The following is a 21,669-nucleotide window of genomic DNA, read 5'->3' as shown; positions in this document are numbered from 1 at the left end:
CAGGCGACGGGCCCGCCTACTCCCAGAGCCCGTCCTGACCCGGGGGCGGGGGTGCGGCGGCGTCGGCGCGGACCGGCACGGGCGCATGCAGTTTGCGCGCGCCGTCCCACTCCCACCGGGTCACGAGCACCGCCTCCACGCCGTCCGTGCGCGCCAGCTGGGCGATGGCGATGCCGGGCACCTCCGCGTAGCAGCCCCACTCGCGCTCGCTCGTCATCACCACGTCCATGTCGAACGACGCCAGCAGGCCCAGGTACTTCGCCCGCGCGTTGTCGTCGACGCCGGCGAACGCCTCGTCGAGCATCACCAGCCGGGGCGCGTGCGGATTGCCCGCCGAGCTGTAGTGGGCGGACGCGGCCGCGAACAACGGCACGCTCACCACCAGCGCCGACTCGCCGCCCGAGGCGGGCCCGGTGGCCGGGCGCCATTTGCCGTTCTGGTGCCGTTCGATGACGAACCGGAACCACGTGCGGTAGTCGAGCGCCTCGCCGAGGTTCTCCAGCCACGTGCCGCCCGCGTCGCGGGCCCGCACCTCGTGGATCCGCCGCTGCAGGAATCCGCCGACCGCCTCGCGGTCCTCCTCGGACCAGCCGTCGATGCTCCGGCGCAGCATCCGCCGCGCCTCGGCGAGCCCCGCCGGGCCGTCCTCGCGCGGCTGCCAGTCCAGGCGCAGACGCATGCCGGTGCTCGTGGGTCGCGACGCCAGCTCGTCGTTCATCCGCGCCACCTGCGCCTCGGCGCCGGAGATGAGCTCCTGCATGGTGGTCGAGATCTCGCCCAGCAGATGGTTCTCCAGGATCTCGCGTTCGCGCGCAGTGAGGAGCCGCTCGTGTTCGGCGACCTCGGCGGCGAGCATGACGTCGAGATCGGCGACGGGCGCGGGGCGTCCCCGGAACGTCACATCGACGACGACGGCCGCATCGTCGACCATCCGCATCGACGACGAGTCGCCCCGCCGGCCCAGCACGTCTTCGAGGGCCTTGTGCTCGTCGGTCACCCGCTGACGCGTGCGCCGCCACGCGGCGTCGCCGGCGTCGACGCCGGCCAGCGCGCGGTCGACGGCGCGGGCGAACGCGACGACCCCGTCCGTGGAGTGATCCGTCGGCGCAGTGGGAGCACCGGACTGCGCATCGCCGGCCGTGCCGTGGTCCCCGGAGCCGGCGGCCAGGGCCAGGTCCAGCAGCCCCGAGGCGGCGAACCGGCGGAACCCGTCCGCCGCCGCCGCGAGCGCGGCCCGCGCCGCCTCGTCCTCGACGGCGAGCTCCTGGCGGCGGCCGTCCGCCTTGCCGCGGGCCTCCAGCGCCGCGCGTTCATCGCGCCGCGCATCGTGCTGCTCCGCCTCCGCCGCGGCGATGAGGCGCTGGACGGATTCGAGCTGCTCGTGCAGTTCGTCCACGTCCGAGCTGACCGACTCGCGCAGCGTCTGATACCGCACCCGGGCCCGCTCGGCGGCCGCGTGGGCGTCGTCCATCCGCTCGGTGGCGGCGGCGCGCGCCTCCTCGCTGCGGCCCAGGTCGTCCCGGGCCTGGGCGTACGCCTCCTTCGCCGCGGTCGCCGCCGCGGCCGCGGGCCACAAATCGGCCAGCGCGACGCGGTAGTCGCCGAGCGCGTCGCGGATACGGTCGAGATCCGCCGGCGCCGCGGGCAGCCCGGTGTCGGCCGCGTCCTCGTGGAGCGACTCCGCCGCGGTCCGGTGCTCCGCCGCGGCCTCCTCGACGGCGTCGGCGGCGGTGTCGCGCTCCTCGTGCAGGCGGCGCAGCTCGTTCTGCAACGCCACCACCGCGTGGCGGGCGCTGCGCACCGCGTCGTCCGACGGCGCACCCGCGCGCTCCGCCGAGAGGGTTGTGAGGCGCTGGGCGAGAACGGAATCCTGCTCGCCCAGGGTGGCCGACTGCGCGTCGATCTCCGCGATCTCCCCGGTCAACCGCTGCAGCCGGGCCCGACGCGCCTGCTCGCGGGCTCCGCGCCCGATGTACTGGGCGCCGGGCTTGGACCAGGCGCCGGCGAGTACACCCATGCGGAACCGGCCGTCGGGCGCCACCCAGCACGCGCGGCCGCTGTCGGGACCCAGGCCGATGCTGCCGAGCACCACCGTGATCGCGTCCGTCGGCAGCGCGGCCGCGGCCGTGTCCTCGGGGTCCGCCGCAGGGACGAGCACCGCCGCGAGGGTGTGCGCCCCCGGCGCAGAGGGGCCGGCCTCGGGCGCGGCCTCGGGAGCGAGGATCAGCTCACCGGCCGACGGGTGTGTGACGCCGCCGTCGGAGTCGATGCGGGCGTCGAGGATCCCCGACGCCTCGAGCGCGGCCTCGATGCCCGCCCGCTCGGCGTCGGTGACGTGCGGGGCGAAGTCCGTCACCCGCCACAACGGGGCCCCCGTGTCCGCTCCGGCGCCGGGGGACCGGTGGCGGGTGTACGGCACCGGCGGCACCGCGTCCTCGCCGGACTCGGCGGAGACGAGCTCGTCCTCCCACGCCGCCCGGCGGGTGCGCCGCCCCGACAGTTCCGCCGACAGCCCGGCGCGGCGGGCGGTGAGCTGCTCACGGGCGCGAGACTCCGCGGCGTCGAGGTGGGGGGCGACGGGCCCGCGCCCCGAGGGGGAGCCGCACCAGTCGGCCAGCTCGGCGAACAGCGCCGCCGGGTCCGCCACCTGCAGTTCGCGTGTCGTGGAAAGGTGGGTGCGCACCGAGTCGGTGAACGACTCGGCCTCTTCCTCGACGGCGCGGCGCGCGGAGGCGATCCGCGACTCGGCCGCGTCGGCGCGCGAGGCGACGTCGTCGAGCCGCCGCCGCGCGTCGGCCAACGCCCGTTCGCCCAGGGCGGCGTCGTCGGCGAGCGCGCGCACCCGGTCCAGGGCGCGCAGCTGGGCGTCGACCCGCCGCTGCGCCTCGTCCGCCTCGTGCGCGCCGTCGGCCAGGCCGGCGGCCCCCGCCCGTTCCGAGGCGCGCGCCCGCGCACCGTGCAGGCGCTGCTGCGCCTCGGCCAGCGCGTCGTTGGCCGCGGCGGCGCGGTCGGCCAGCCGGTCGCGCGTCGCCTCCGACTGCCGGGCTTCGCCGGCGATGCGGTCGGCGTCGGCCTCCCGTTCGCGCGCCGCCGCACGGGCCGCATCGAGCTCGCGCGCGGCGTCCATGGCAGTGCTGTCGCGCAGCGCCGCGTCCTGCGTGCGCAGCGTCGCGATCCGGTCGCCCGCCTCGGCGATGCGGTCGCGCGCCCCCTCGGCCTGCCCCTCCGCGTCGGTGTATTGGGTCTGTGCGTCGAGGAGCTGCTGCTCGAGCTGCCGGGACCTGCCCTGCGCGGCGAGCGGTCCGGCGGCCTGGCGGCGCGCCGCCACCCGTGCGTACGCACCGTAGACGCCGACGAAACGCGCGGTGGCGCTCTGCGATTCGCGCAGGCCGTCGAGCTCCTCGCGGTCCTCCTGCAGGCTGCGGAACGACTCGGCCGCCACCGACAGCAGCGCCGGATCCAGGGGCGGCAGCGCCTCGGTCAGCGCCGCGGACAGTGCCTTCTCGCTGGGCCGCTTGGACAGCTGCGGCTGGCGCAGTTGCACCAGCAGGTCGACGAGGGCGCCGTAGCGCTGGGCGCCCAGGCCGAACAGCGCCTCGTCGACGGCACGCCGGTACTCGCCCGCGCGGTCGAAGCGGGTGCCGTGCCCGTCCAGCGCGGCCGACAGCCGGTCCTTGGTGAGCACGGTGCGCGAGTGGTCGACCAGCTCGAGGCCCGCCCCGATGCGCTGCGGGGTGACGAAGAACCACGGCGGCAGCATGCCGCGTCCCTCCACCGCCTTGAGCCCGGCGCCGATGGTGCAGTAGTGCGCGGTGCCGTCGTCGTCGACCCGGCCGAACTCCAGCCAGGTGTAGCCCAGGCGCTCGGAATGGTCGTAGGCGCCGCCCAGCAACAGGTTCCACTCCATGCGCTTCTTCGGATCGGCGTCCGGCTCCACGCGGTGCGCCGACAGGTCGGCGTCCAGCAGGAACGGGAGCATGAGCGCCAGCACCTTGGACTTGCCGGTGCCGTTGTTGCCGCGCAGCAGCAGGCGCCCGTCGCGGAACCAGAACTCCTCGCGGTCGTAGTAGAACAGGTCCACCAGGCCGGCGCGCAGCGGTTGCCAGCGGCCCCGGGCGGGCACGGGCAGCGCGTCGGCGGCGGTCGTGCTCGTGTGCGTGCTCACCGGGCGTGTTCCTCCGTGTGTCTGCTCGAGTGCTCTGCGGGCTGGTCTTCGACGGCGAGCGCAGTGCCGGGGTGCCCTGCGTCGGAATGCTCGACCTCAGGATTCGCGGTGTCGGGATCCTCAGGGCCGGGGAGCTCCATGACGCCGTCGGCGGCGGGCGCGGTCACGGCGTACCGGGCGATGGCGGGCCGCGGCTGCACCGTCGGCTCCCCGTCGGCCCCGCGCCCGCGCCGGATCAGCCCCAGCGCCTCGAGGCGGTCCAGCGCGGTGCGCACGATGATCCGGTCCGCACCCGGCTCCGCCGCGCCGCGGCGCCAAAAGCCTTGTGCGGCGAATCCGTGCGCGCGCGACCGGATCAGCGACTCGAGCTCCGCGACCTGCACGGGCACGTCGACGGTGGCGAGGTGGGTGGCCAGCAGCAGCGCCGCGTGCCCGTCGGTGCCGCCCTCCGGCATGCGGACGTCGGTGAGCGTCCCGTCCGGGTCGACCATCGCGATGCCCTCCGCCCGCACCTCGGGGACGAGCCCCGTCAGGTCGGCGACAGCCCCGGTCAACGCGGCCCGCCGGCCGTCCAGCAGTGCGCGCGCCCGCGGGGAAAGGTCGTCGTAGTAGACGACCGGGTCGTCGAGCAGTCGCCGCGTCAGCCACCGGCGGATGCGCTCGTCGCCCAGCTGCTCCGAGCCCGCGGGCGGCTCGAACGTGAGCCGCGCCAGGCGTTCGGCGAAGCGCTCGGCGGGGCCGGATGATGCAGCGGTGGCGATCGTCGAGGGCCCGCGCGCCGACGCGAGCATCCCCGCCAGTGCGCGCCGGTGCACGTCGTAGAGCACGTCGCCGGTGTCCTCGACGAACAGGTCCTCGTCGCCCGCCACCCGGCTGAGCACGCCGTACTCGATGAGCAGACGCACCGCCGCCGCCAGGTCGCCGCGTTGCGCCCGGCTGTCCAACGTGAACTCCAGGCCGGTGGCCGCCAGATCCGGGTCGGCGGCCGCCAGCAGCACGTCGTCGGCGAGTCCGCCGAGCGTGATCTGGGCGTCGGCGCGGGAGAGCACCGCGAGCAGCAGGCACGCGAGCACGTACCGGCGGCGGGTGAACGGCCGGCGGGGGCGCGCGGTGACGGCGGGGTGGGTGTGCGCGCCGGGGCCGTCCGCGTCCATCGTCTTAGTCAACCGTGCGAGTTCCGGGGTGACGAGCAGTGACCACCCGGCGTGCGTGTGGAACCAGGCGCGCAGGTGCGCCGAGTGGCGCTGCACCAGCGCGAACGATTCCGCGTCCGGCCCGTCGGCGCGCAGCAGCGGGCGCCGCAGGATCGCGCGCGCGGCCCGGCGGCGCTCGTCGTCGCGCGACTGCGCCAGCGCATCGGTCAGTGAACCTGCCATGTCAGGCGCCCCGGCGGGCGAACTCGGGGAGCGGGGCTTCGTCTCCCACAGGGCCGGCAACGCCGGTGGGCGCGGCGGTGAGGTCGCGGATTTCGACGATGTGGTCCGGCCCGCGCAGGATCCCGTCGGGGGTGCGGATCTCGGCCATCGCAGCGCCGGACTCGCCTGCCTCGGGCCCGGCGGCATCGCATTCGCTCAGCCGGATCGCCATGGCGCCGTCGCCGGTGCTCACCTCCACCGTGCGCGCGCCGAGCGGCTTGGCGGCGAGCGCATCGCCGAGCAGCCCCAGGAACAACCGGAACTCGGCCGGCTCCAGCGTGCCCACGTCCGACAGCCGCACGGGCCCGCCGGTGGCGAGCCGTGCCCGTGCGCGCGCCGTCTCCCGCACCTCCTGGGCCGCGCGCTCGGCCAGATGCCGACGCGCGAGGGAACGGTCGAGCACCTGGGCGGGCCGCCCGCGGCGTTCGTAGCTGCCGGTGCGGCGCAGGCGTGGGCTGATGAGCAGCGGCGGCGCGTCGGCCCACGGCGTCTCCGGGGGGACCGGGTCGTAGGCGCGCGCCTCGAGGGTGTCGGCGTCCACGCCGAGGTGCCGGGACGGCTGCAAGCCGAATGCGGACCGCCAGAGCGTGTGCATCGCGTCCTCGTCCGGCGCCTCGGCGAACCACTGCGCGAGGGCGCGGAAGTCTGCGGCGCGATCGGAGCGCCTCGAACGCCGGTCGTGCAGGGCCGAGACCACCTGCAGCAGACGGGGGATCGCCGAACGCGCCTGGCCGCGCAGCACCATCGCCTGGCTGGGGTGGTGCGCGCTGCCGATGAACCAGGCGCGGAACCCCTGCCATCGGTCGCGCCAGAGCGCGAGGCTGCGCGCCAGGACCGCGTCGGCGGTGTCGCCGGCGTCGGCGGGGCCCGGGGCGGTGTCGCGCGTGTCGCGCTCGGCGGCCATCCGCAGCAGCCGGTCCACACCCAGGTCCTCGATCTGTTCGACGAGCCGCGCGATCTCCGCGCCGGTGCCCACCAAGTCCTTGATGAAGCGTTCGAGGTATTCGATGAGGCGTTCCTTGTAGGCGACGAAGGCGTCGGCCTCGGCGTCCTGCACGTCGATGGTCCGGGCCAGGGCGGACATGAAGGCCTGCGCGTTGGCGGCCAGATCCTCGAAGCGATCGACGAGCGTGCGCAGCGCCAGGTGGGTGGCGCCCGGCTCCGGGGTGCCGGACGACGCGAGCGTGTGCAGCTCGCGCAGGCGTCCGGCGATATCGTCGAGCGCCACCGACTGCAGGGACCCGCGCCGGCCCAGCGCCGCCTCGTACGTCTGCAGCGCGTCCTCGGCGGCCTGGCCGTGGTCGGTCATCTGGTACAGGTAGCGGGCCCGCCGGAACTCCTCGACGCTGGTCACCCGGCTGGTGTCCGGGTCCGAACGCAGGTTCCCCCAGTGCTCCAGCGAGGCGAGGGCGCCGTCGAGAGACGGGCTTTCGGCGGGCGTGCGGCCGTGGTCCGGGAGCATCGCGCGGATGTCCTCCGGCCGCAGGTGCACGATGAACCTGCGCTTGGCCTGCACGAACGTGCCCATGATCGCGCGATACAGCGGGGCTCCCGGCTGTTGCAGGTGAGCGAACGGCCTGGGGGTCTCGGCCGGTGCGTCCGCCTGGTCCATCGTCGCCTTTCGATCGGAGCTCCTGGGGTGGCAGCCGAGGATCGGCCGAAGCCGAGGATAGAGGTATCGGGCGCCGCGTGCGGGGTGAGGCATGGGGCGGTGTGATCTTGCGCGCGGACGGCTGCGGACGATGCTCTCGACATGCAGTCGGCGGTGCGATCTGGTAGTCGGAACCGCGCGTTCTCTGGCCGGTCGGGGGAGGCGATGTGTCTCTCTGCAGGCTGCGGATCGCGGAAGAGATCGCGTGCGGTTTGCCCGCGCCGCATAGCACGAAACCTGCTGTTCACTGATGCGGACTTCGCCGCCTGTGGGAAACCTGCCTGTTGTCCACAGCGTGTCGCGCAACGCGTTTGCATCCGCGATCCCTAGGACAGAATGAAGGACATGGGGGATGTCGCACAGAGGATGTTCATGCTGGTCGGAGCGCTACAGGAGGGTGGCAGCCGCCCGGGGGAGGAGTTGGCGGACAAGCTCGGCACCAGTACGCGGACGATCCGCAGCGACGTGGCGCGGCTGCGCGCGCTCGGATTCGCGATCGCTTCCACGCCTGGGCCGCGCGGCGAGTACCGGCTGACCCGCGGTCGGAACATGCCGCCGCTGTCGCTCGACGACGACGAGGCGGTGGCGGCCGCCGTCGGGCTGGCGGTGGTCGCGGGCACCGCGGACCCGGCCTCACCGATCGCCGGCGGCGCATTCGACGCGGCCGCCGCGAGAGCCCTGGCCAAGCTGGAGAGCTTCCTGCCGGAACGGCTGCACCGGCGCACCGCGGTCGAATGCGGACGGATCCAACCCCTGCTCAGCCTGGCCCCGCCCGTCGACGCGGCCATGCTGTTCACCGTCACGCAGGCCATCGCCGCCCGCTTCCTGCTGCGATGGACGACGAAGACCCGCGAGGGGCTGGTTCGCGCCGCATTCTTCGAGCCGCACCGGCTGCTGTTCCGGCACCCGCACTGGTACGTGGTGGGATTCGACCGTCGCCACCATGCCTGGACGCTGCAACGGCTCGACGAGGTGCACGCTGTGGGCCCCTCCCGCCGTCGCTTCGACCCCCGTCCGCTGCCGCCGGGGCGGCGGGACGACCTGTTTCCGCACGTGTACCACGAGTGGCACGATGCCGAGTTGCGGATCCGCGCGCCGCTGCGGGAAGTGGAAGAGGCGATCCGCCATCAGGAAGCCGAGGTGGACGTGCTGGGCACCGGCGACTTCACGGTCCGCATCCGCGGCACGCACCGGCACGCGCTGCTGATGCGGCTCGCGCTGCACGGCATCGAGTTCCGGGTGGTGTCGCCACCGGAGCTGGTCGGCGAGTGCCGGCGCCTGGCGGAGCACCTGGCCCGGGCGGCGGGATAGGTTGGGGCCATGCGCGGTGAGTACAAGGTGCCCGGCGGCAAGCTGGTCGCGGCCGAGGTGGACGTGGACGACGGGCGGCTGTCGCGGGTGCACGTGTCCGGCGATTTCTTCCTGGAACCCGACGACGCCCTGGAGGATCTCAACGCGGCGGTCACCGGGATGCCCGTCACCGCCGACGCGGCCCAGCTGGGGCAGGCGATCAGCGGGGCGCTGAGTCCGGACGTGTCGATGATCGGCTTCACCCCGGAGTCGGTGGGCATCGCGATCCGGCGTGCGCTGGGGCGGGCGACCGGCTGGCAGGACCACACCTTCGACGTCATCGACCCGGCCGTGCTGGACCCGGCGATGCACGTGGCGCTCGACGAGGTCATCAGCCGGGAAGTGGCACTGGGCGAGCGCCCGCCCACGCTGCGGTTCTGGGACTGGGACTCGCCGCTGGTGGTGATCGGCTCGTTCCAATCGGTGCGCAACGAGGTGGACGAGGCGGCCGCGGAGCGTCACGGTATCGGTATCGTGCGGCGCATCTCCGGCGGCGGCGCCATGTTCATGGAGCCGGGCAATTGCATCACGTATTCGTTGGCGGTGCCCGCCTCGCTGGTGGAGGGGCTCAGCTTCGAGCGCTCCTACGAGTTCCTCGACCAGTGGGTGATGGGCGCGCTCGCCGACGTCGGCATCACCGCCCGCTACGTGCCGCTCAACGACATCGCCTCCGACAAGGGCAAGATCGCCGGCGCGGCGCAGAAGCGATTCGCCTCCGGCGCCGTGCTGCACCACGTGACGATGGCGTACGACATCGACGCGGAGAAGATGGGCCAGGTCCTGCGGGTGGGCAAGGAGAAGCTCTCCGACAAGGGCATCCGCAGCGCGGCCAAGCGTGTGGACCCTATGCGCTCGCAGACCGGCATGGCGCGCGCCGACATCATCGACGCGTTCGCCGCGCACTTCCGGGCGCACTACGCCACCCGGGATGCCGACTACACCGAGGCCGAGCTGGCCCGGGCGCGGGAACTGGTGGACAGCAAGTTCTCCAGCAGGGAGTGGACGCGCCGCGTCCCGTAGAGCAGACGCGCGCGATCAGGCGGCGAGGGCGTGGAGGAACTGTCGCAAATCGCCCCAGTGACCGCGGGTGCGGGACAGGTCGTCCGGGAGCAGCGCGATCTGGGCGTGCGCCAGCGCCAGTCGCCCCTCGGCGGTCATCGCGTCGCCTCGTCGCTGCACCATGTCATCACCTCCGCAGCCCCGTTTCGTCGGCTGCTCGTCGTCTTTGTGCACCTAGGTTAACAGAAGGTGAACACGAGGCGTCGACCGGGTGCCGGACGCGGGATGCGCATCGGGCCGGACCCCTGCGGAGTCCGGCCCGATCAGTGCGGAGATCCTAGAGGAGGGTGTAGATGAACACGCCGAGTGCGGGGATCGCGAGGAACACCGTGATGACCCATGCGGCGGCGATGGACTTGTGCTCGCTGGCCACCGCGGCGAGGATCTCGGCGCAGCGCACCGGCACCCACCGCAGGAACGGCAGCCCGTAGATGATGAGGATGCCGATCACGTTGAACAGCACGTGTACGAACGCGGCCTGCAGCGCCAGCTGCGCGTCGCCGCCGGTGATCGCGAACGCCGCCAGCAGCGCCGTGATGGTGGTGCCCACGTTCGCGCCGAGCGTGAGCGGATAGATCTGCTTGGTGGTGAGCGCGCCGGAGCCGGCGAACGGCACGAGCATCGACGTGGTGACGGACGACGACTGGATGACCGCGGTGACCCCCGCGCCCGCGCCCATCGCGACGATCGGGTTGCCGCCGACGGTGCGCTCGAGGACCGCCTTGGCCTTGCCGACCATGAGCACCTGCAGCAGCTTGCCCATGTAGCGGACCGCGAGGAAGATCAGCGCGACGCCCAGCACGATCGTCGCCACGGCGCTCACGGTGCCGCCGCCGAGCACGCCCAGCGCACCCTGCATGCCCAGGGCGTCGACCACCGGGCTGGAGACGGTGCCGATGATGTCGGCGTTGTCCGGGTCGGGCAGCACGGTGCCGTAGGCGAAGCCGGCGAGCATGCCGGAAAGCCGTTCGAGCGGGTGGAAGAGCAGCTCCAGCGGCAGCAGGATGGCCACCGCCGTGAGGTTGAAGAAGTCGTGCACCGTCGACGCGGCGAACGCCCGGCGGAACTCGGCCTTGTTCCCCACATGCCCCAGCGAGGCCAGGGTGTTCGTCACCGAGGTGCCGATGTTGGCGCCCATGATCATCGGCACCGCCACCGACACCGGCATCATCCCGGTGCCCACCGCGGTGACGACGAGCGTCGTGGTGGTGGAGGACGACTGGATGATCGCGGTGACGAGGATGCCGACGAACAGGCCGATGATCGGGTTCGTGGCGAAGTCGAACAGGTTCTCGGCCGTGCCCGCGCCGAGGCCGTTGAATCCGTCGCCGATGACGCCGATCGCGCAGATGAGCAGGTACAGCATCGCGGCCACGCCCAGCCATCGGGTGATGGTGGCGCGGCGACCGGGCACCTGGGGCGCGGAGGGGGCGGGGCGGGGAGCGGCCGACGGGCGGGGCGTGGGGCCCTGCCCGGTCGGGATCTCATCCGCCGTGGTCTCGGAGAGGACGGTTCCTCCCGCGCGGCGGCCGGCTTCCAGCATCGACGACTCCTGTGTCGTAGTCGGTGTTCCAGTCGGTTCACCCGTGATGCTGGCAGTGCCAAGTGAACGAACGGCAAACTGCCGGATGCCGGACGGTGTCGGATACGCGTACTCTTCGGTCCTCGCCGCCCGGCGGCCATGCGGAGGTGGGGCGGCGGTCACATACGCGGCCGCCCGGAGCGCCCCGGGCGGTTCACAGGTTCCGGACGTCGCGCCGCAGCGGGTGGTCGTCGGGGATCTGCACCACCGCGATCCGCACCCCGTCCGGGTCGGCGATCCACATCTCGATCAGCCCCCACGGCTCGGTCCGCGGCGCGCGCAGCACCGTGACACCGGCCGCGGCGAGGCGCGTGTGCTCGGCGCGGACGTCGCGGACCTGCATCCACAGCTCCATCCCGTCCCGTCCGCCCGCGGGCCCGGAACCCGACACCTCGAGCAGCGCGCCGCCGAGGAAGAACACGATTCCCGGGTGGTCCGGCGCCCCGAACTCGCGGGCGACGGCCAGACCGAGCGTGTCCCGGTAGAACGACTGCGACGCGGACAGGTCCGACGGCCGCAGCAGGATCCTTCCACTGAGTATGTCCATGCGGCCCATTGTGCTGCGCATCCCGCGAGTGTCGAGCCGTCACGCGATCCCGGTTCCGGCCGATAGGCTCGGACACGGATCCGGTGCAAGCGGAAAGGTGCGCGAGAACTCATGGCCCATACGCAGTTCGTCAACGAACCGAAGTCTTTCGTGGCCGACGCGATCCGCGGGCTCACGGCCTGCACCGACGACCTCGCGTGGCACGCCGATCCCGGATATCTCACGCGCCGTACGCCGCCGGAGCCGGGCACCGTGGCGGTGCTCTCCGGCGGCGGTTCCGGACATGAGCCGATGCACGCGGGCTTCATCGGGCGCGGCATGCTCGCCGGCGCGTGCCCGGGCCTGGTGTTCACCTCGCCCAACGCGCTGCAGATCGACGTGGCGACGCGCGCGGTGGACGCGGGCGCCGGCGTGGTGCATGTGGTGAAGAATTACACCGGCGACGTACTGAACTTCCGCATCGCCGCCGACCTGGCCGGCGAGCGGGACATCGCCGTGGAACACGTGCTGGTGGCCGACGACGTGGCCAGCGACAAGGGGACCGACGAGGCGGGGGAGGCCGTCGGACCGGGCATGCGGGGCACCGCGGCGACCATCGCCGTGGAGAAGATCTGCGGGGCATCGGCCGAGCGGGGCGACGACCTGGCCACCGTGGCGGCACTGGGTCGGCGGGTGGCGGACGGCGCGCGCAGCATGGCGGTGGCGCTGCGGCCGTGCACACTGCCGGGCGCAGGCGAGCCGTCGTTCGACTTGCCGGAGGGGCAGATCGAGATCGGCATCGGCATCCACGGCGAGCGGGGCACCGAACGCCGTGACGCGATGCCGGCGCGCGAGCTGGTGCGGTTGCTGGCCGACCGCGTCCTGGACGCGCTGCGGCCCGCGGACGGCGACAGGCTCATCGTCGTGGTCAACGGACTGGGCGCCACCCATCCGCTGGAGTTGCACCTGCTGTTCGGTGAGCTGCACGACCACCTCACGCACCGGGGGCTGATCGTCGAGCGGTCGCTGGTCGGGTCGTTCACCACGGCGCTCGACATGGCGGGCGCGTCGATCACCCTGATCCGTTGCGATGACGAGATCCTGGAGCTGTGGGACGCGCCCACCGATGCGCCCGCCTGGCCCAACGCCCCGTCGCGCCGCGCGCTCGCCCCCGGCGCAACCGGGCCGTCGTCGGACGGTGGGATAATGCCCGGCGACGCGACCGGGCCCGGTCGTCCGGACGGGCGGCCCGCGGGCCGCAATGCCGTGGGGGAGTGGCTCGGCGCCTGGGCGCGCCGGGTCATCGACGAGGAACCGGCGCTCACCAGGCTGGACCGGCAGGCCGGCGACGGCGACTTCGGCACCAACATGGTCGCGGCGCTCGGCCGCCTCGACCTCGACGCGCTGCGCACCGCGTCCTCGCCGTCGCAGGCCTTCGCCGCAGTCTCGGACGCGTACCTCGGCCATGCGGGCGGCACGTCGGGCGCCCTGTTCGGTGTCTGGTTCCGCCGACTCGGGGGCGCCGCTGCCAAGTCTGGTACCGAGGACCTGTCCGTCGCGGACCTCGCCCGCGGCGCGCGCTCCGGGCTCGACGCCATCACGGCGCTCGGCGGCGCGCGCGTCGGCGACAAGACGATGATCGACGCGCTCGACCCGGCGGTGCGGGCCCTCGAAGCGGGGGTGGGGAACGAGGCCTCCCCGGCCGCGGTGCTGTCCTCGGCGGCGGAAGCGGCGGCGCAGGGGGCCGAGTCCACCGAAGGGATCACCGCCCGCCGCGGCCGCGCCAGCTACATCGGCGAAGCCGCCCGCGGCGTCATCGACCCGGGTGCCCTGGTCATGGCGTGGCTGTTCGAGGAGGCGTCACGGGCGGCGTGACCATCGGAGCCGGTCCGACCGTCACGGCCGGGGGATGTTGCGCAGGTTGGACTTTGCCAGACTCACGGCCTCGCCCATGCCCCCGCCCACGACCACCTTGGACATCGCCAGCGCGAACCCCTTGATCTGCGCGCCGGTGACGGTGGGCGGCATCGACAGCGCCCGCGGGTCGGTGATCACCTGCACCAACGCCGGACCGTCCACGGCCATCGCCCGCTCGAGCGCGCCGCGCACCTGCTCCGGCTCGTCCACGCGCTGCGCGTCGATGCCGGCCGCCGCGGCGATACCGCGGTAATCCACCTGCGGCACATCCACACCGAAGTCCGGCAGCCCGTCCACCAGCATCTCCGCCTTGACCATGCCCAGCGTGGAATTGTCGAACACGACGATCTTGACGGGGATCCGGTACGAGCCGACGGTGATGAGCTCGGACAGCAGCATCGACAGACCGCCGTCACCGGAGATCGACACCACCTGCCGTCCGGGATGCGCCAGTTGCGCGCCGATGCAGTGCGGCAGCGCATTGGCCATCGAACCGTGCAGCGAGGACGCGAGGAACCGGCGCCGACCGTTGGGGGTGAGGTAGCGCGCGGCCCACACGTTGCACATGCCCGTGTCCGCGGAGAACACCGCGTCGTCCGCGGCCACCTCGTCGAGGATCGACGCCACGTACTCGGGGTGGATTGGTACGAGGTGCTCGACGTCCTGCGTGTAGGCGCCGACGGACTTCGTCATGATCGCGTCGTGCCGCTTGCGCCAGCGCTCCAGGTAGCCGCGGTCTGTCTTGCGGCGGATCCGCGGCAGCAGCGCCCGCACGGTGGCCCCCACATCGCCGTGCACCGGGAACTGCACCGGGGTGCGCCGCCCGATCACCGACGCGCACGTGTCCACCTGGGCGGTGGCCACGTCGTCGGGCAGGAACTGCGAATACGGGAAGTCGGTGCCGAGCAGGACCAGCAGATCGGCGTCGTGGATGCCGGCGTGCGCGGCGCCGTAACCCAGCAGACCCGTCATGCCCACGTCGAACGGGTTGTCGTACTGGATGAAGTCCTTGCCTCGCAAAGAGTGGCCCACCGGCGCGCCGAGGGCGTCGGCGAGCGCCACCACGTCGTCGTGCGCATCGCGGGCGCCGTAGCCGGCGAAGATCGCGACCTTCTCCGCCGCGTTGGCCGCGTCGGCGAGCATCCGCACGGCGTCGTCGTCCGGCACCAGGGTGGACGGGGCCGGCAGGGCGACCGGCGGGAGCGGCGCGGTGGCGGGCTGCGAGGCGATGTCGCCGGGCAGCGTCACCACCGCGACGCCGTCGTCGGCCGACGCCGCCTGGATGGCCGCACGGAACAGGTGCGGCGCCTGGTCCGTGGTGGACACCAGCTCGCAGTACAGCGAGCACTCGACGAAGAGCCGGTCCGGGTGGGTCTCCTGGAAGTACCCGCGCCCGATCTCGGTGCTGGGGATGTGCGAGGCGATCGCCAGCACGGGGGCGCCGGACCGGTGCGCGTCGTAGAGCCCGTTGATCAGGTGCAGGTTGCCCGGCCCGCACGACCCGGCGCACACCGCCAGCCGGCCCGTCGTCTGCGCCTCGGCCGAGGCGGCGAAGGCCGCCGCCTCCTCGTGGCGCACGTGCACCCAGTCGATGCCGCCCTGCGCGGCGCCGCCGGTGCGCCGCACCGCGTCGACGACGGGGTTGAGGCTGTCGCCGACGATTCCGTAGATGCGGCGGACGCCGGCGTCGACGAGGGACTTGACGAGCTGGTCTGCGACCGTCCTGGCCATGGCGGATCCTTGCGTGGGGCGGCGGGTGATGCCGCCACGCTAACCGGAACGCCCGCCGCGCCGTGGTGGTTTCGGCTGAGGGCGCCCCGTGGTCAGGCCCCCGCGGCCACGGCCTCCTCGGCGGGAGCCGGCGCACCCGCCTCGGCAGGGCCCTCCGCCGTCGCCTGGGCGAACCTCTTCGGCAGCAGCACGGCCGCGACCAGGCCTGCCAGGGCCACCGCCGCCGTCATCAGGAACGCGACCGTCCAGCCCTGCGAGGTGTAGAACGCGGCGCCCTGGGTGATCTCCGCCGGCAGATCCGCCTTGAACGAGCCGTTGAGGACGGTGAACATGATCACCGACAGGATGCCGGGGAACACGCTCTGCACGGCCGCGACGATGCTCGCGGTGGAGGCCTGCAGCTGCGGGGCGACGGCCTCGATGAGCAGGTTGGGGATCGACGCGTAGGCGAGGCCCATGCCCAGGCCCACCAGGCCCGCGCACACCAGCAGGTACGGCTCGCTCGCGAGGTTGATGCCGGACAGCGCGGCGCCCACCCCGGCGACGAGCATGCCGGCCGCCATCGTCAGGCGGGGCCGGGTGCCGCGGCCGACGAGGAAGCCGACGATGAGTCCGCCGACCATCGTCATACCGCCGGTGGGCACCTGGAAGACGGCGAACCCCTCGTGGTCGACGCCGAACCCGTAGCCCAGGCCCAGCTTGTCCGACATCATCACGACGTACGGCAGGATGGTGCTGAACAGCGTGCTCACGCCGTAGATGCAGCCGGCCGAGACGACGATGAGCAACACGGACCGGCGCCGCAGCAGCGACAGGCGGACCAGCGGCTCGGGGATCTTCGACGCGGAGACCAGCCACGCGGCCAGCAGCACCACTCCGCCGACGAGCGCGACGAGCGTGCCCGGCGCGGACCAGCCCCAGGTGGGCCCGAAGCTCACGCCCAGAAGGATGCCGGCGAGCCCGCCGCCGATGAGCACCGCGCCGGTGATGTCGATGTGCGACCGGATGCGCACGGGGGTCTCCGGGGTGCTGATCCGGACGAGCACGCCCATCACCGCGAGGATGATCGTGCAGAACCAGAACATGCTGCGCCAGCCGAAGTCGTCGATGAGCCAGCCGGCGAGGAACGGGGTGGGGATGGCGACCAGGCCCATTCCGGCCGTGGAGATGCTCACCGCCAGCGCGACGGTCCGCTGCGGGAAGACGTCGCGGATCAGCGAATAGGTGAGGAACAGCGGCGGGATGAGGAAGCCGCCTAGGGCGCGGCCCACGATCATGATCCCGTAGGTGGGCGCCACCGCCGAGACGAGGAAGCCGACCGTCGCCACCGCGACGCACGCCAGCAGCACCTTCCGCTTGCCCACCATGTCCGCGGCCTTGCCCAGCAGCGGGGCGCTCACCGCTCCCACCAGCAGGAACCCGGTCATCATCCAGGCGGTCTGATCGGTCTCATAGTGCTGGGAGATGGTCGGCAGCGCCATCGAGATCATGAGGTAGCTGGCGCTGAGCAGCTCGAGGATGAGCACCATCGACAGCAGCGAGAACCCCAGGCGCGGAGTCCAGCCGCCGTCCGGGGCGTCCGGGGCGGGCGTCGGCGGAGCGGTCGTCATCGTGGGACTCCTTGCGGGGATCGTCGGACACCTCGCCGGCCCTGACGCCTGGCCGGCACTGCCGCGGCCAGCCGGTCGGGAGGGTGCGGCGGAGGCGGCGCCGACGGGCGGGGGACGGGGGCGGCCGCACAAGCGGCAGGCGCCACGATGCGCGCCGAAGGTGATCCGTGCCAGGCGGGTCCCACCCACCGGTACGGCCTATGGATTTCAGGGGACATTCTGTGGCGCGCCGGTGGATCTTCGCGCCGCACGGCGCGCGAGTGGTCACCTGCGCACTGCGGTCACCACCGCGGCCCGGCCCTCATCCCTGGACGCGCACGACATCGCCCACGCGCACTGCGGCCGGCCGGTCCACATCGGCGTAGATCCCCAACGCGGGGGCGGCGGCGGTGCCGTAGCCGACGTCCATCCGGTGCCGCGCGGCGATCCGCCGGAGCGTCGTCCTGTCGCGGGCGACGGCCCCGTGCTGCAGGGTCACCATCACGCACCGGCCGACCGGGATCGTCGGGGCGAGCCCCGCCGCGCCGACTTCGAGCGCCCCGGCGAGCCACGCGTCCTCCACGTAGCCGTCGTCCCAGTCGTCCCCGCCGACGACGATGTTGGGCCGGAACCGTCGTACGGCCGCCCGGATCGGCGTGTCGTCGTCGATCAGCCTGCGCACGCTCGACGTGGTGAGCAGGTGCACGGGGGCGAGGTCGTAAGAGCGGCCGCGGCCGCCGCCGGTGGGGACCGCGCCGACGGGGACGGCGGACCCGGCGTCCTGCACGGCGCGGGCCGAGGAGTATGCGATGGCCTCCTCCATGCCCGCCTGCGTCTCGGGCGCCCATTCCATCTCCATGGTCATGCTGTCCGCGTCGGCGGTCGAGGCGGACTGGAGCCGGAGCGGGCGGCCGCACAGCGCGGAAAGCCGGGCGAGGGTGGCAGGATCGTCGCCGGCCGAGGCGACGCCGTCGGGCGTGGTGATGATCAGCGCCGCCGGATCGGCGTGGTCGGCCGCGTCCGCGGCGTCCGGATCCAGGCGGGCGGTGCACTGCAGCAGCGAGCCCCACACCCGGGTGCGCTTGGCGCTGGCGACGGTGCCGGTGGACTCGTCGACGACGGCCCACTGGTGGTCGCCGGCGAGCCCGTCCGTGCCCACCCGGGCCCGGGTGAGCGGCTCGCCGCCGAGCGATTTCACCGGATACCGCCAGATCCCGCTGACCCGCATATGCTCCGCCGTCGAACCCATGTGTGCTGATCTCCGTCCTGACCGTGCGTCGGCATCGCCTGTGCCCGCTGCGCGCACCGTATCCACCCGCGGGGCGCCGGCGTGTTCCGGATCTCACCGCCGTCGCGGGGGCGCCGGGCGTGCTCGGCCCGCGCACGCCCGGCGGCGGGGGGCTCCGTAGGATCGGCACCGCGTGGCGTGACCCGGCGCCACCCGCGGAGTGGAATCACCATGGAGAGGACAGCAGTGCTGCGCACCCACGAGGCCGGTTCCCTGCGAGCCGAGCACGCCGATTCGACCGTCACGCTCACCGGCTGGGTGGCGCGTCGCCGTGACCACGGCGGCGTGATCTTCATCGACCTGCGCGACGCCTCGGGCGTGGCCCAGGTGGTGTTCCGCGAGAGCGCGGTGGCGGACGCGGCGCACCGGCTGCGCTCGGAGTTCTGCGTGAAGGTCACCGGCGCGGTGGAGATCCGCCCCGAGGGCAACGAGAATCCGGAGCTCCCCACCGGGGCCATCGAGGTCAACGCGACGGAGCTCGAAGTGCTCTCCGAGTCGGCCGCACTGCCGTTCCAGCTCGACGACAACCCGGGCGAGGAGGCGCGGCTGCGCTACCGGTACCTGGACCTGCGCCGCGAGGGCCCGGGGGCGGCGCTGCGCCTGCGCTCCAAGGTCAACGCCGCGGCCCGCCGGGTGCTTGAAGTCCACGACTTCGTCGAGATCGAAACGCCCACCATGACGCGCTCCACTCCGGAGGGCGCCCGCGACTTCCTGGTGCCCGCCCGGCTGCGCCCCGGCACCTTCTACGCGCTGCCGCAGAGCCCGCAGCTGTTCAAGCAGCTTCTCATGGTGGCGGGCATGGAGCGGTACTACCAGATCGCCCGGTGCTACCGCGACGAGGACTTCCGCGCCGACCGCCAGCCCGAGTTCACCCAGCTCGACGTCGAGATGAGCTTCGTCGACCAGGAGGACGTGATCTCGCTGGCCGAGCAGATCCTCACCGCGCTGTGGTCGGTCCAGGGAATCGCGCTCGACGCCCCGTTCCCGCGCCTCACCTACGCCGAGTCCATGCGTCGGTACGGGTCGGACAAGCCGGACCTGCGCTTCGACATCGAGCTCGTCGAGTGCGCCGACTACTTCAAGGACACCACCTTCCGGGTGTTCCAGTCGGAGTACGTGGGCGCCGTCGTGATGCCGGGCGGCGCGTCGCAGCCGCGACGCCAGCTCGACGCCTGGCAGGAGTGGGCCAAGCAGCGCGGCGCCAAAGGCCTGGCCTACGTGCTCGTGCAGGAGGACGGGACGCTGGGCGGCCCCGTGGCCAAGAACATCACCGAGGACGAACGCGCCGGGCTGGCCGCGCATGTGGGGGCGAAGCCGGGCGACTGCATCTTCTTCGCCGCCGGCGCCACCAAGCCGATGCGCGCACTGCTGGGCGCCGCCCGCGGCGAGATCGCCCGCAAGCTCGACCTCATCGATCCGGACGCGTGGGCGTTCGTGTGGGTGGTCGACGCCCCGCTGTTCGAGCCCGCCTCCGACGCGGCAGCCGAGGGCGATGTGGCGCTGGGCCACAGCTCCTGGACCGCGGTGCACCACGCGTTCACCTCGCCCAAGCCCGAGTTCCTCGACACCTTCGACACCGATCCGGGCTCGGCGCTGGCCTACGCCTACGACATCGTGTGCAACGGCAACGAGATCGGCGGCGGGTCCATCCGCATCCACCGCAAGGACGTCCAGGAGCGGGTGTTCGCGGTGATGGGCATCGGCGAGGAGGAGGCCCGCGAGAAGTTCGGCTTCCTGCTCGACGCCTTCTCCTACGGCGCCCCGCCGCACGGCGGCATCGCCTTCGGCTGGGACCGGATCACGGCGCTGCTCGCCGGCGTCGACTCGATCCGCGAGGTCATCGCGTTCCCCAAGTCCGGCGGCGGGGTGGATCCGCTCACGGACGCCCCCGCGCCAATCACGCCCGAGCAGCGTGCCGAGTCCGGCATCGACCACGAGCCGGAGTCGGACGACGACGCGGCCCGCGGCTCGGATACGGCCACTGATTCGGACAGCGAGGCCGACGCGGAGGCGGGCGCCGGAGCATGACCCTGTGCCGCGGAGGGGCGCGCCCCTCCGCGGCGGCGGAAGGGCGCGCAGGACCCGATTCCGGGGTAGCGTCGCAGGCGCGACGACGACGGAACGCGTTCGGTACCGATTCGTGACCCGCGCCGACTAGATTTGATAGGTGCCCGGCCGCTGCGGCCGGGTAGTTTGGGATGTGATGACCGCGACAATCGTAGACCGCATTCGGGATGGATGGCCTGACCCCGTGGACGAGGTGGTGGAGGCGGCCCAGGAGCTGCTCAAGCGGCGCACCGGCGCCGCAGTACGGCTGGTGGACGCGACGGACCTCGGCGGCGGCGGGGACACCGTCGTGCTGCGCGTGCGGGTGGCGGAGAATCCGTTCTCACTGCCGCGCACGCTCGTGCTCAAACAGGTGCTCGGCGGAAACCGACAGCTGGCCGACGGCCAGATAGACGAGTCCTTCCGGCGCGAGGCCGTGTCCTACCAGTTCTGCAACTCGCTGTCCGGCGCGCACCGGCCGGGCCCGGAACTCGTCGCCTACGACCTCGACGCGCGTCTGCTGGTGCTCTCGGACCTCGGCGATGCCCCCGCGATGGGCGAGCTGCTCGCGCGGCGCGACGCTGCGGAGGTCACGCATTCACTGATGGCGCTGGCGCAGTCTCTGGGACGCATGCACTCGAACACCTACGGCCGCGAGGACGACTACACCACGCTGCTGCACCGCACCCCGGGCGTCGACGAGGCGCACCCGCTCAACGCGCAGGCGGCCCGCGCCGTGGACGAGGTCCCGTCGATGCTGCAGGACATCCTCGCCGTCGCCGTGCCCGAGGACGTGCGGGCCACGGCCGCCCGCGGCCGCGAGCTGTTCGACGGCGGCCGGTTCCGGGCGTTCAGCACCGCGGACCTGTGCCCCGACAACATCCTCGTCAACGAGGGCGGGGTGAAGTTCCTCGACTACGAGTGGGGCGGCTTCCGCGACGCCACCCTCGACATCAGCTACGCCCTCGCATCGTTCCCCACGTGCCTGTGCGCGCTGGAGCTCAGCCAGGACCAGGTCGAGGAGATGGTGGAGGCCTGGCGCGCGGAGGTGGTCTCCGTCTTCCCGCAGCTGCGGGACGATTCGGTGCTGTATTCGCGGCTGCTGGCGGCGATGCTCGTGTGGCTGTGGCTGAGCACGTGGCTGTTCTTGGACGACACCGGCGCGGACGTGCACGTCGACGAGGACGCCGAGGTGTGGCTGCGTCAGCACGAGCTCGCGGTGGGCCGGCGGACCGCGCTGCGCCGGCGCTGGTCGGTCCTGGCGGCGTTCGCCGACAAGCTCGGCGACAACGCCGTCGGCGACCATGCCCGGGCGGTGCTGGGGGCTCTCGAAGAGTGACCGGCCGCAGC

The 21,669-nt window shown here is 73.0% G+C and carries 14 protein-coding genes; 5 read left to right on the top strand and 9 right to left on the bottom strand.

The features are described 5' to 3' along the window. Positions 1-16: 16 nt before the first annotated feature. From H4F70_RS10820 to H4F70_RS10810, 3 genes are read right to left on the bottom strand one after another with little or no spacing between them, the layout of a single operon-like run. Positions 17-4,165 carry a TIGR02680 family protein gene (locus H4F70_RS10820; protein WP_220471693.1) on the bottom strand — a complete coding sequence of 1,383 codons (4,149 nt, stop codon included), beginning with the start codon at positions 4,163-4,165 and terminating at the stop codon, positions 17-19. After that, positions 4,162-5,541 carry a TIGR02678 family protein gene (locus H4F70_RS10815; RefSeq protein ID WP_182357192.1) on the bottom strand — a complete coding sequence of 460 codons (1,380 nt, stop codon included), beginning with the start codon at positions 5,539-5,541 and terminating at the stop codon, positions 4,162-4,164. The genes H4F70_RS10820 and H4F70_RS10815 overlap by 4 nt, the downstream gene beginning before the upstream one ends. Position 5,542: 1 nt before the next feature. Beyond that, positions 5,543-7,192, bottom strand: a complete 1,650-nt coding sequence (locus H4F70_RS10810; protein WP_182357191.1) for a TIGR02677 family protein — start codon at positions 7,190-7,192, stop codon at positions 5,543-5,545. 384 nt (positions 7,193-7,576) lie between these two features. Between H4F70_RS10810 and H4F70_RS10805 the strand changes: the two genes are divergently transcribed. Beyond that, positions 7,577-8,542, top strand: coding sequence for a helix-turn-helix transcriptional regulator (locus tag H4F70_RS10805; protein WP_182357190.1), 966 nt, complete (start codon positions 7,577-7,579; stop codon positions 8,540-8,542). 9 nt (positions 8,543-8,551) lie between these two features. After that, the gene (locus H4F70_RS10800; protein ID WP_182357189.1) at positions 8,552-9,601 is read left to right on the top strand and encodes a lipoate-protein ligase LplAB; all 1,050 of its coding nucleotides are present in this window, start codon (positions 8,552-8,554) and stop codon (positions 9,599-9,601) included. 15 nt (positions 9,602-9,616) lie between these two features. Here H4F70_RS10800 and H4F70_RS10795 read toward each other — a convergent pair whose 3' ends face one another. The 3 genes from H4F70_RS10795 to H4F70_RS10785 all read right to left on the bottom strand — a co-directional run bounded on the left by H4F70_RS10795 (position 9,617) and on the right by H4F70_RS10785 (position 11,769). After that, positions 9,617-9,763, bottom strand: a complete 147-nt coding sequence (locus H4F70_RS10795; protein WP_182357188.1) for a hypothetical protein — start codon at positions 9,761-9,763, stop codon at positions 9,617-9,619. Between the two features lie 154 nt (positions 9,764-9,917). After that, positions 9,918-11,183 carry a Na/Pi symporter gene (locus tag H4F70_RS10790; RefSeq protein WP_182357187.1) on the bottom strand — a complete coding sequence of 422 codons (1,266 nt, stop codon included), beginning with the start codon at positions 11,181-11,183 and terminating at the stop codon, positions 9,918-9,920. A gap of 193 nt (positions 11,184-11,376) precedes the next feature. Beyond that, on the bottom strand, positions 11,377-11,769 hold the full coding sequence (locus H4F70_RS10785; protein ID WP_182357186.1) for a VOC family protein: 393 nt from the start codon (positions 11,767-11,769) through the stop codon (positions 11,377-11,379). A 111-nt stretch (positions 11,770-11,880) separates the two neighbouring features. On the opposite strand from H4F70_RS10785, the gene dhaL reads away from it, so the two are divergent. Next, positions 11,881-13,623 (top strand): dihydroxyacetone kinase subunit DhaL, encoded by a 1,743-nt coding sequence (gene dhaL, locus H4F70_RS10780; protein WP_182357185.1) that lies wholly within the window; start codon positions 11,881-11,883, stop codon positions 13,621-13,623. A 21-nt stretch (positions 13,624-13,644) separates the two neighbouring features. On the opposite strand, the gene H4F70_RS10775 is transcribed toward dhaL, so the two are convergent. From H4F70_RS10775 to H4F70_RS10765, 3 genes are all read right to left on the bottom strand, one after another. Beyond that, entirely contained in the window at positions 13,645-15,396 is a 1,752-nt protein-coding gene (locus tag H4F70_RS10775) for a pyruvate dehydrogenase (protein WP_182357184.1), read from the bottom strand. 92 nt (positions 15,397-15,488) lie between these two features. Next, entirely contained in the window at positions 15,489-17,006 is a 1,518-nt protein-coding gene (locus H4F70_RS10770) for an MFS transporter (protein ID WP_182357183.1), read from the bottom strand. Between the two features lie 301 nt (positions 17,007-17,307). Further along, a complete protein-coding gene (locus H4F70_RS10765) occupies positions 17,308-18,234 on the bottom strand; it encodes an MOSC domain-containing protein (RefSeq protein WP_182357182.1) in 927 nt (308 codons plus the stop codon). Positions 18,235-18,459: 225 nt separating this feature from the next. Here H4F70_RS10765 and aspS point away from each other — a divergent pair, with 225 nt between their 5' ends. After that, positions 18,460-20,301 carry an aspartate--tRNA ligase gene (aspS, locus tag H4F70_RS10760; RefSeq protein WP_182360336.1) on the top strand — a complete coding sequence of 614 codons (1,842 nt, stop codon included), beginning with the start codon at positions 18,460-18,462 and terminating at the stop codon, positions 20,299-20,301. 223 nt (positions 20,302-20,524) lie between these two features. Continuing rightward, on the top strand, positions 20,525-21,658 hold the full coding sequence (locus tag H4F70_RS10755) for a protein kinase family protein (protein WP_235681048.1): 1,134 nt from the start codon (positions 20,525-20,527) through the stop codon (positions 21,656-21,658). Positions 21,659-21,669 lie beyond the last annotated feature (11 nt).

The sequence above is a fragment of the Tomitella gaofuii genome (assembly GCF_014126825.1).
Classification (GTDB): Bacteria; Actinomycetota; Actinomycetes; order Mycobacteriales; family Mycobacteriaceae; genus Tomitella; species Tomitella gaofuii.
The sequence above is the reverse complement of the archived record's forward strand: the minus strand, read 5'-3'. Positions and strand labels throughout refer to the sequence as shown.